Source organism: Moorena sp. SIO3H5 (assembly GCF_010692395.1).
In the GTDB taxonomy this organism is placed as follows: Bacteria; Cyanobacteriota; Cyanobacteriia; order Cyanobacteriales; family Coleofasciculaceae; genus Moorena.
The window spans coordinates 1-10,755 of record NZ_JAAHHS010000270.1; the positions used below are offsets into that span (position 1 = coordinate 1).

At 43.2% G+C, this 10,755-nt stretch carries 6 protein-coding genes; 5 read left to right on the plus strand and 1 reads right to left on the minus strand.

Features of this window, described 5'->3' with window-relative positions:
• The coding region (locus F6K52_RS24570) for a glycerol-3-phosphate acyltransferase (RefSeq protein WP_293084132.1) at positions 1 to 2,340 on the minus strand (2,340 nt) is incomplete at its 3' end.
• A 979-nt stretch (positions 2,341 to 3,319) separates the two neighbouring features.
• On the opposite strand from F6K52_RS24570, the gene F6K52_RS24575 reads away from it, so the two are divergent.
• From F6K52_RS24575 to F6K52_RS24595, 5 genes are all read left to right on the plus strand, one after another.
• Positions 3,320 to 4,177, plus strand: a complete 858-nt coding sequence (locus F6K52_RS24575) for a hypothetical protein (protein ID WP_293084135.1) — start codon at positions 3,320 to 3,322, stop codon at positions 4,175 to 4,177.
• Between the two features lie 9 nt (positions 4,178 to 4,186).
• On the plus strand, positions 4,187 to 6,115 hold the full coding sequence (locus F6K52_RS24580) for a caspase family protein (protein ID WP_293084138.1): 1,929 nt from the start codon (positions 4,187 to 4,189) through the stop codon (positions 6,113 to 6,115).
• Between the two features lie 131 nt (positions 6,116 to 6,246).
• A complete protein-coding gene (locus tag F6K52_RS24585) occupies positions 6,247 to 7,344 on the plus strand; it encodes a MoxR family ATPase (RefSeq protein ID WP_293084141.1) in 1,098 nt (365 codons plus the stop codon).
• Positions 7,345 to 7,356: 12 nt separating this feature from the next.
• On the plus strand, positions 7,357 to 10,026 hold the full coding sequence (locus tag F6K52_RS24590; protein ID WP_293084145.1) for a formylglycine-generating enzyme family protein: 2,670 nt from the start codon (positions 7,357 to 7,359) through the stop codon (positions 10,024 to 10,026).
• Positions 10,027 to 10,053: 27 nt separating this feature from the next.
• On the plus strand, positions 10,054 to 10,755 hold a 702-nt coding region (locus tag F6K52_RS24595), incomplete at its 3' end, for a formylglycine-generating enzyme family protein (protein ID WP_293084148.1).

Sequence of the window (10,755 nt, forward strand, 5' to 3'; positions counted from 1 at the left end):
TCTCAAGAAGCTCCAGCGTAGGTGAGCCATCAGCTTAGAGTAGACTTGGGTCACTCGACCTTTGAGATCCAGCCGTGCTTGTACCACTTCAGCTTTCCAGCGTTGCCCTCTAGGTTTTCGAGATTGGGGGAGTGGATAAGCTAGAAACTGAGCGAACAGCTTTCTGACAGCTCGGGGGTCTTCTTGCCAGCGGGGAATTGCTACATCGGTTGCCACTTCGCTAAGGTAACCATAGCGCTCAAGAAAGCGGTCAAACTGCTCTAAAATGCTGGAACCATCTGGGATTTCTGCTAGGGTGGCAAACAGAGAGGCTCCACTGTCATAGATAATCTGTTCTTGGCTTAATAAATGGCGAGCATCTGCTGCTATCCTAGCCAAAGCTCGCATACTATCGACCTCTGGAGTTTTGCTGTTATCTAGTTCTTTGTCATCAATCTTGAGTACTGCCTGTCGCAAGGACATACTAAGGGGAGCAAGAATACTATAGTAAGTGGCTCGTTTCAACACCTTCAGAATGCTGTCGATGCGTTCTAGGAGTTGTACTGGAGATAATTCCGACTGGCCTCTTGCTGAAAGCTGATTCAATAGGGGCAGAAAGTGGGTTTGGTAATCCGCTTCAAAGTCTTTATCTAAACCCCATTCCCGACCGAGCAATCGTAGTAAACCAGGTACGTTTTTTATAGTGGTATTTATCGGTGGTTTGGAAAACTTAGCTCCCCTAGTCAGAAATTCCAGACTTTCTGGGGGTAGACCCATACGCCGAAAAATTTCCCCCAACAACGTAACATTGAAGTAAGCATGGGAATAGTGCAGGGTGGCAGTTTCGGTGAAATCCATTCCTTTAGCTCGTCTGCCTAGCACTATGGTAAAAATCTCTCCCCAAACACCGCAGGTTAGGGGACGATTAATCGACCAAGTTAGGGGTCGGATTACTCCTGGAATTACTTCCGCAGCAATTTTACGAGTCCAGGTTGGTTGTAGAGTAGTGATCGGTCGTGCTTGCAGTAACCAAAGTTTTTGACCGTCATAACTCCACTCAATATCTTGGGGAAGACCTTGGTAATAGTCTTCTAACCGACGTGCCAAGAGCGCCACTTGTTTGATTAAGGCTGGGGGGACATCACCACTACCTTCAATGCGTGAGGAAGCCAAACTTTCTGCTGAATCCTCTTGCTGCCCTGAGTTCTGGAAATAAACTTGGTACTGCTCTGGTGTGACTTTACCCGATACAACTTGTGTAGCATATCCAGGTAAGGCTTCGACCACTACAGCTTCTCCCTGTTGGGAAATAGGGTCACGACTGAAAGCAACCCCAGAAAAAACCCCCTTGACTTGTTTTTGAATTAGCACAGCCATAGCTGTATCTGCCAGTTGCTGATCCCGACGGTATTGTGCAGCTACTGGATTACGATAAGACTCTAAGACTCGATTAATGGCATCTAGTAGTGCGGCTGAGCTGGTCACCTGCAAAATGCTTTGATACTGCCCTGCAGCTGAAGCCTGGGCTGAATCTTCTCCTATGGCGGAAGAACGCACTACCAAGGGTTCAGATTCAGAAACGGGTAGGTATTTGAGCAACGGTTCTGGATCATCCCCTGGAGGTAGTACCCAGCCCACAGGTACTGAGTAACCAGAACGCTTCAGCTGGGATAGGGTGGCAGCTTTTTCCCCAACTTTTTTACGGTCTAGTTTGGTGTCGAGAGAAATTACGGCACTATCGCCTTGGAAAAAATGAAACACTTTCTTAGATTCTGCTTGAGCTTCCCCACTCGGAAGGTCTAAGTCATCGGGAATTTTTTGATAAATCCAAGCTAATAATAGACTCAAGCTGGTGGCAATTACAATTCTGGAGAAATCCTGGGCATGCAATAAAGCCAGAATCACAGGGAACAAGACTAAAATCACTAGTTTGCCCTGTTTGGGATTACGGAAAATGGTAAAGCTAATCCCTCCAATCAAAAATACCAGCAATGCGAGAATGGGGTCATGGCATAATACTCCCCAAGTGACATTGGTCGTGCCTGCACCTTTCCCTATCCAGTAACGACCTAACACCAACATGATGAGAGCGATCAATTCCCAGGCTGATTCACTCGGAAAGAAGTGGCGAGCTAGTAAGACTGCGGCAATTCCTTTTCCTGCCTCTGATAGCACTGCCAAGACACCAACCAGATTTCCTCCGTGGTAAAAGGCGGCTGAAACTGATATATTACCAGTACCGACCTGGGCTAGGTTATGCCTGGTCAGTACACGGGTAATCCAGGCAATCAGAGGTAGTCCGCCTAAGATAGGACAGACGGTAAGAATTAGCAAAAACCCTAAAACCTGGTTTAGTGTCATGGAACTAATGGAAATCACTTAGTGAGATAGAGAGGACATTTATAATAATTACTAGTTGATCAGAAGTATATAAGCAGTATATAAGAATGATCTAAGAACTACTTGAACTTACTGGCATCGAAAAATGTCTAGTAATCACAACTAGTAATCGCAACTGGTAATCATAATTTTATTTGGTAAAATTTGTTAACCAAAAATCAAGCCAACTTGTCTAAACATTTCGCTTAATTTAACTAAAATACAAGTAAATTATTTATACCATCGGGTAGATTATTCCCTGTTATAACTATAGTTTTGGTTCCATATATTAACCTGATTTAGTCTTTAAGTTTTTTTCATACCCGTTTTCATACCCGCAGCTTTTTCACAGGGGTTCTCAAGTGCATTTTCCATAGTGAATTTGATTCCTATGCCAGCAGCCGATCAAACCCCATCTTGCCCTCGGTAGTCACACTTTTGAATTAGTGTACGATGTTTGGTAAGGTTCAAGTCTTTTCTTTTTTTTTATTTAATGATGTCAGCCATGCAAAGCGCGAGTGGGGGAAACCCCCTTTGGCGGCGCTGCATCGCTTGATCATGTATAGCAGAAGTCAGAAGTCACAAGTCACAAGTCAGAAGTTAGAAGTCACAAGTTAGAAGTCACAAGTCAGAAGTTAGAAGTTAGAAGTCACAAGTCAGAAGTTAGTTGGGTAGTGCCGTGGCACAGCTAATTTGGTGCTTTAGTAAAATCCCTTATCCCTTGTAAATTAAGGTTTTTAACAAAAAGCTATTGCACTATTTTAGCTGTGTCACGCCAGTAGGGTGCGTTAGGGACGGAAAGCCTCTGATTTTATCAGTAGCCAGTATTGGAACAGTCCGTCCCGTAACGCACCACAGGTTCAAACAGCATGCATTGAGATGCACCCTGTAAAACACCTTAATGGGTCGTGCTATATTATAGTGTTTGGACCAATCTTTACACAGATAGGTAGCTAATGGTATGGCTAAGATTGTGGCTGTTCATGGTATTAATCAAGAATTTAGAGGTAGTAATACAATTTATGATCAATGGCTACCAGCCCTCAAGGATGGTTTGGAGCGTGTTGGAGCTAGATTAGATTCTGATAATGAATTTCGCTGTGCCTTTTATGGAGACTTGTTCAGAGGTCGGTCAAAATCAGGAATGGGGATACCTAACTATGACGCCAGTGATATTGACTCAGATTGGGAGAAGGAACTCCTCCTGGAATGGTCGGAAGAAGCAGCAAAAGTAGAAGATGATATTAAAGGCCCAGCAGATAAATCAAAAGGAAAGGCAACACCCAGACCTGTTCAAAAGGCTTTAAATGCCTTAACTGGTTCTAGGTTTTTTGGTGGTGTTGCTGAAAAAATAGTGATTTCTTTTCTGAAACAAGTTGGGGGTTACTTCCATAAGCCAGAGTTAAGACAGCAAATTCGCGGACGCGTTGTGGAAGCCATAGATCAAGATACCCGCGTATTGGTTGGTCATTCCCTCGGGTCAGTTGTCTGTTACGAAGCCCTATGCCAACATCCAGAATGGTCAGTGGAGGTTTTTGTCACTCTAGGTTCCCCATTGGGGATAAAAGGGCTGATTTTTGATCGCTTGGAACCCTCACCGGTCTCTAATTTGGGGTCTTGGCCAGGAAGTGTAAAAAAGTGGATCAACATTGCGGATGCGGGAGACATTGTTGCTTTAGAAAAAGAATTAAATCCTTTATTTGACGGGTTAGTGGAAGATACGCTTGTTTATAATGGCTCGGATGCTCACAATGCTAGTAACTATTTTACCGCATCTGAAACAGGAGAAGCTATTAAGTTGGGCTTGATGGATGAGTAGACGAGGGATATGACGGGAAAACCCAGGTATTATTTAATCGCTTGTGGAACAAGTAATTACAACGATCAGGATGTACCTAACTTAGATAGTGTTCCGACAGACTTACAGAGAGTTGTTGATTTATTAACTCAGAAATTTGGATATGAAGAAGCCTTGACGAATCTTCGTTTAAATCCGAAGAAAGATGAGTTAATCAAACAATTTTCAGACTGGCTTCAGCATGAAGAACGATGTGAGAGCGATCGCGTAATCTTTTACTATTCCGGTCATGGTGAAGATATTAAAGGAGATAGACATTATCTTTTGATGGAAGAGACTGATTACAATCAAATACCTCAGACATCCTTGGCAACAGAAGATTTAGTTCGTCCTTTGAACAACGAAGGAGTTAAAATTGAACAAATCCTGTATATTATCGATACTTGTTATTCTGGGGTCGGAATAAGTGATGTTTCGAAATTTACTACACAAGTTGTTCAGAAATACCAATCGGTAAGAGGAGCAGGTATCGCAGTTCATGGGATTGCGGCTTGTCGTGCCAAAGATACTGCCAAAGAAGATGTATTTTCTAGGGGCTTGGAGCAAGTTCTTAAACATTTAAGTAAAAACTACGGTAATTTATACATTCCTCTAGACTATCTAGTTGACCAAATTAATCAGATTATTTCCTCAGAGCAACGTGCTTCCTATTCAGCTTCTGGCTCTGAGATATCTGCTAAGTTCTTCCCCATTCTTCCTAAGACTATACAAACATGGGAAGAAAAGCAAGATGAACTCATTAGCCAACTTTTTGCTGGATTAAAGAAATATCCAGAAGATAGCTTACTTCAGGTTAACTCCTTTATTTTAAGTTCTAAAACTATTGAAAAGCTTGTATTAGACGACGAATTTATTCTGGATTGTACAGAAATAAAACAAAGACTGACTGAATTAGCACAAAAACCAGTTTCAAGAGGAATGTGCCCTCTAGTGGCTTGTGCAGAATGGTGTCGGCGAAGATTTTCTAGACAGGATGACAAATTGAGGAGACTTGCTAATACTATTAAAAATTGGCAACAGGACGTTATCAGATATCGAGAAGATGCAAACCTGTCTACAATCCAAGAATTTGTTCAAGAAGCTGATTTAAAATTTCAAGAACTGATTAAAAAAGAAAATCTGCGACTTCAAGTTGAGATTGAACCAGAGGTTGATAATGATAATGGTACAGGACAAGCCTCTGGTGCCTTACTTTTGAGTATGAATCTTTGGCTTGAAAGTCAGGATTTACCACTTGGTCGGTTTGCAGAAAAGATACGGTTAGAACCTCGGGAAAGTGAAGAGAGTGACTCTGAGCAAGAGAATGAGAGTTTATACACTATTCTTGAAAAAATTTTACCCAACTTAATTCGGAATGCTCGTTATAGTTTATCTGAACGAGTTAATTTAACAATTGAGTATTTTCTTCCCTTCGACTATTTCAAAACACAATTGGAGAAGATTAGGTTTCAGCGAGGAAGAAAACGAACACCTCTGGGTGAAGAGTACCCAATTTTTATCAACTCATTTGAACGATATTTTGATCAAGATTTTCTTGAGATTCGTGATGAGATTCAAGTCAAGAAGCAAGGGTTATGGAATGATGTAAATAATTCAGTAACTGAACCCAGTATCCCAGGGGAATTTGAAGGGGATGATATCTATTATATGGGTACAGACCCATCAGATTCCGATCTAGAAAGAATTGAGGAAGCTTTACCCATTGCGGTTTGGAGTCGGAACCTGAACCAACCTCTGATTGAAGGAGAGCATCTAAACCTCTCAGAATGGCAAAATTGGCCTAAGAAAATACGTGATTTACGAAAAAAGAAAAAGGGTTTGGAGGTAACCCTTTTCTGGGATGATTTATATCCGAAGCCTTCCCAACGCTGTAGACCCTTAAATACCGACCATCTATAGCGTTTATCGTAGCTATGAGGTACACATTATTTTTTACCTCTTACCTCTTACCTGCTCCCTGCTCCCTGCTCCCTGCTCCCTAAAAACCAGAAATTTATACCTCACAAGTCGTAGAATTGCTATATAGTAAAATGCCAAAAGACCCAACATCTGACCAGCAGGATCCTCGCATCTACCGGGGCTTAACCCTCAGTGCGGACAGTAGACCAACCCCAGAAGACCAACAACAGCATCTGAGTCGTATGCCACCGCCCCCGCCTTGGCGCACCTTTGGTCTGTCAGTTGAGCAATGGCGTGAAAAAGCACAATCACAAAATACCCAAGACATCGTAAGAAAGATTAATCCAAGGGCATTGGGGTTTGTTCCGACCAAGCAAGCCATAGAATTGGTCAATGCTGCATTGTGTTTACGTCGCCCTTTACTGATTGAAGGAAATCCCGGTAGCGGCAAAACATCCTTAGCCTATGCAGTAGCAGCTGAATTGGGACTACCGGGGCCTTACCGCTGGTCAATTGTTTCTCGGACTACTTTGAAAGATGGTCTCTATGCCTACGATGCCATTGGGCGACTACAACAAGTGTCTTTACTGAGGCAACAAGTTGGTAATACAGAGAGAATTGAAGAACCTGATATTGGTGACTATTTAAGATTAAGACCAATGGGTATGGCATTTCATCAATCTCAACCAGGTAGACCGGCAGTGCTGTTAATTGACGAAATTGATAAGAGTGATATTGATATGCCCAATGATCTCTTACATATATTTGAGGAAGGATTTTTTGAGATTCCAGAACTGAGTCGCTTAAAACGTAACACCCAAAACGTACTTCCTTACCGCAGTCAAAGCCATGATAGTGATGAAAAAATTTCGGTTGACAAAGGATTAATTCAATGTCAAGAGTTTCCCTTAGTCTTGATGACCAGTAATGAAGCACGGGAGTTTCCACCAGCCTTTCTACGCCGATGTCTACGGTTATCTCTCAAGCAACCTGATACCGAAGAGGGTTTCTATCAAATTTTAGAAAATCGCTTTGATGCCACCCATTTAAAGCAACTGGATGAGCCAGCTCGGAAATTAATCAAGGATTTTTTGGCACGGATTAAGGCAAGAGACACAACGTTAGCAACGGATCAATTGTTGAATGCTATCTATTTATTACTACAAGGAGATGACCTGACTGAAGAAACACGAAAAGATGTATTGAATACTATCTTCAAATCACTGTGAGGTCAGGGGGAAATGGTGAGTGAAACAAATCAATGGTGGCAAGATGATAGAGAAGTGGCAGAGCTGATCTGGTGCGCGGCTCACTTAGATCGTATTGTCACTCCTCCATTGTCTCAAGACATCAAATCACCAGAAGATGTACACCATTGTGATCCGGAATCATCCACTGAAAATCCCTCAGACAATTATCCAAAGATTCCTCCCTCAGTAACAGAAAAAGAAGAACCACAGATACCGATTAGGACTTATCCTCAACAGTCCGACCATCCCCCGACTTCCCCTCAAAAACCTGAATCATCCTCCAGTAATTACAGCTCTCCTATTCGTGTTCCTGACCCCTTTCCCTTACCCAAACCTAGGGAAATTAGTAAGGCACTTTTGCCTTTATCTAAGCGTGTTTCTGGACTGCTAGCCAATGAACTGGATATTGAGGCAACCGTTGAACAAACAGCCGAAGCTGATGGATTGCCAATGGTGGCATTTCGTTCTCCCCTAGAGCGATGGTTTGAGGTACATTTATTGATTGACCACTCCCCTTCCATGGCATTTTGGGGAGATTTAGCAGAAGGGGTGGCAACGCTTTTTCGCTGGCAAGGGTTTTTCCGGGATGTCCGGATTTGGTACTTCGATACAACAGAACCTACCCCCCAATTGTTTTCAGGTGTTGACCGGATTGAACGGGATGTTCGTAGCCTGATCGCACCAGGAGGACATCGACTCTTTATTGTCTTAACGGATACTTTGGGAAAGGCTTGGTATTCCGGTCAAGCCTTTGAGGTTTTAGCAGAATTAGGAGAACAGCATCCTGTTAGTATTGCCCATGTTTTTCCTCAAACCCTATGGCAGCGAACAGCTCTAGATCAGGCAATTCAACGACCATTAATTGCTCGTGAGGCAGAGTCTGCTAACTCCATGTTACAAGTAGGAGCTAGGCTTCGTACAACGGCTAGGTTATATAAATTTCCAATTTTCAATTTATCCGTTAACCACTTTAGCACTTGGGCGAACTTTATCACCGGGAGTGGCAGCAATTCGATTCAAGGGGTTTTAATTAGACAGCATAAGCCCCAAACAGACACAACTAATCCTAGAAAGCAAAGGTCGGAACAACCTGAATCAGTAGCGGAAACTCCTCAACAGTTACTGAGAGAATTCTTGGCTAATGCTAGTCCCAAAGCCCGAAAACTTGCTGAAGTTCTAGCTGCTGTTCCCCTCATTCCTCCAGTGATGCGCTTGGCACAACAGTGGTTTTTACCCGATAGCGAACACTGGCATCTGGCAGAAGTTTTTTTTAGTGGTCTTCTCCAAAAGTCTTCCTTCGGGCCAGACCAAGCAACTGTTCCCGAAACTTGGTATGAATTTCGTCCGGGAATTCGGGAGTTACTGCTAGGAAATAGTCCAGTTCAACGCACCACGGAGATTTGGCGGGAAATTGGAGATTTCATAGAGCACCGTTATGGTAGTCTCCGGGATTTTCCAGCACTGATTCCTAACCCAGCCGGGTCTGTTCCAGGTGTTGCTGGAGATCGAGACCTCTATTTTGCTGAAGTCAAAGCAGCAGTTCTCACCACTTGGGGAGGAGAATACGCTAATTTAGCACAAGAACTCAGGGCAGAAGTAGCGAAACGCAAACGGGAGAAAGATGAGATTGGTAAGGGGACAGTTGATATCACTGACAACTTAGAACCTTTTGAATTTGAAGCAGAAGTTCCCACCATTGGTTTTGAAGAGGAGCCAGAGGAGGATGAAGAGAAATTACAACAGTGGACATTTCAAACCCCGACTGTTAACCATCAGGGAAAAATCATTAAAACCACAACCTACACCGCCTCTTACTTCACCGAAACCCTAACCGATAATGTGGCACTGGAAATGGTGGCTATCCCTGGAGGAACCTTTACCATGGGTTCCCCTGAAAGCGAAAAAGATAGCGAAGACTATGAACGTCCCCAACATAATGTCACACTCCAACCTTTCTTTATAGGGAAATATCCCGTTACCCAAGCCCAATGGAACGCGATCGCATCAATTACAGACTTGAAAGTCGAGAGAGACTTAGATCCAGAGCCGTCAGACTTTCAAGGAGAGAACCGCCCGGTAGAAAACGTAAACTGGTATGAAGCAGTAGAGTTCTGTGACCGCCTTTCTAAGCTAACAGGAAGGGAGTATAGACTGCCTTCTGAAGCCCAATGGGAATATGCTTGTCGAGGGGTGACAGAACCTCTAAACCTTGATGAAGGAGAATCCTATCCCCCATTCTACTTTGGAGAGACGATTACCCGAAAGTTAGCAAATTACGAGGCCTCAAGACCTTATCGGGATGAAGCACCAGGAAAAGAAAGCAAGGAAACCACCCCTGTGGGTCAATTTTATCCGAATCCCTTTGGGTTATATGATATGCAAGGGAATCTTTGGGAATGGTGTTTAGATGATTGGCATCATAACTACGAAAATGCCCCCACAGATGGCAGTGCTTGGATTGATGATAATAAACAGCAAAATGTCAATAGTGAAAATAAGTCATATTCAGCCAAAAATAAGGATAAAAGCTCGTATTCAGGGCTGCGGGGCGGCTCCTGGGACTACTATCCTGATTACTGCCGTTCTGGGTTTCGAAACTACATTGATAGGCGTGACGTCCACTTCATCACTGTTGGTTTTCGTGTAGTATGCGCTGGATGAAGTCAGAAATTTGAAGTCAGAAGAATTATGGCCAAACTGACCATAAAACGCCCAAAACAAACCTTTCGAGGCTACAGAGAATACATCAACGGTATCCCTCTTGAAATGGTCTTAATCCCTGATGGAACCTTTACAATGGGCGCACCGGAGAGTGAAGAAGGGAGTCGTGACAATGAAAGACCCCAACATGATGTAACTATTTCCTCGTTTTTAATGGGACGTTACCCCATTACTCAAGCTCAATGGAAAGCGATCGCATCTCGATCTGACCTTAAGGTAAATCAATATTTAGATCCAGACCCCTCTTATTTTAAAGAGCCCTATCAAGGAATAGATAGATGGCAAAGACCTGTTGAACAAGTCGATTGGTATGATGCAGTAGAGTTCTGTCACCGCCTTTCTAAGCTAACAGGAAGGGAGTATAGACTACCTTCTGAAGCCCAATGGGAATATGCCTGTCGAGGGGTTACAAAACCCCTTAACCTGGAAGCTGGAGCATCCTATCCCCCATTCCATTTCGGAGAAACCATGACAACAGCTTTGGCTAATTATCGCGGGACGGATGATAAAACATTTGAATTGTCAGGATCTTATGGTAGAGGGCAAAAAGGAGAATACCGTGATGAAACAAGACCAGTAGGCTATTTTGAAGTCGTCAACTCTTTTGGACTCAGTGATATGCACGGGAACGTTTGGGAATGGTGCGCTGATGATTGGCATGATAACAGA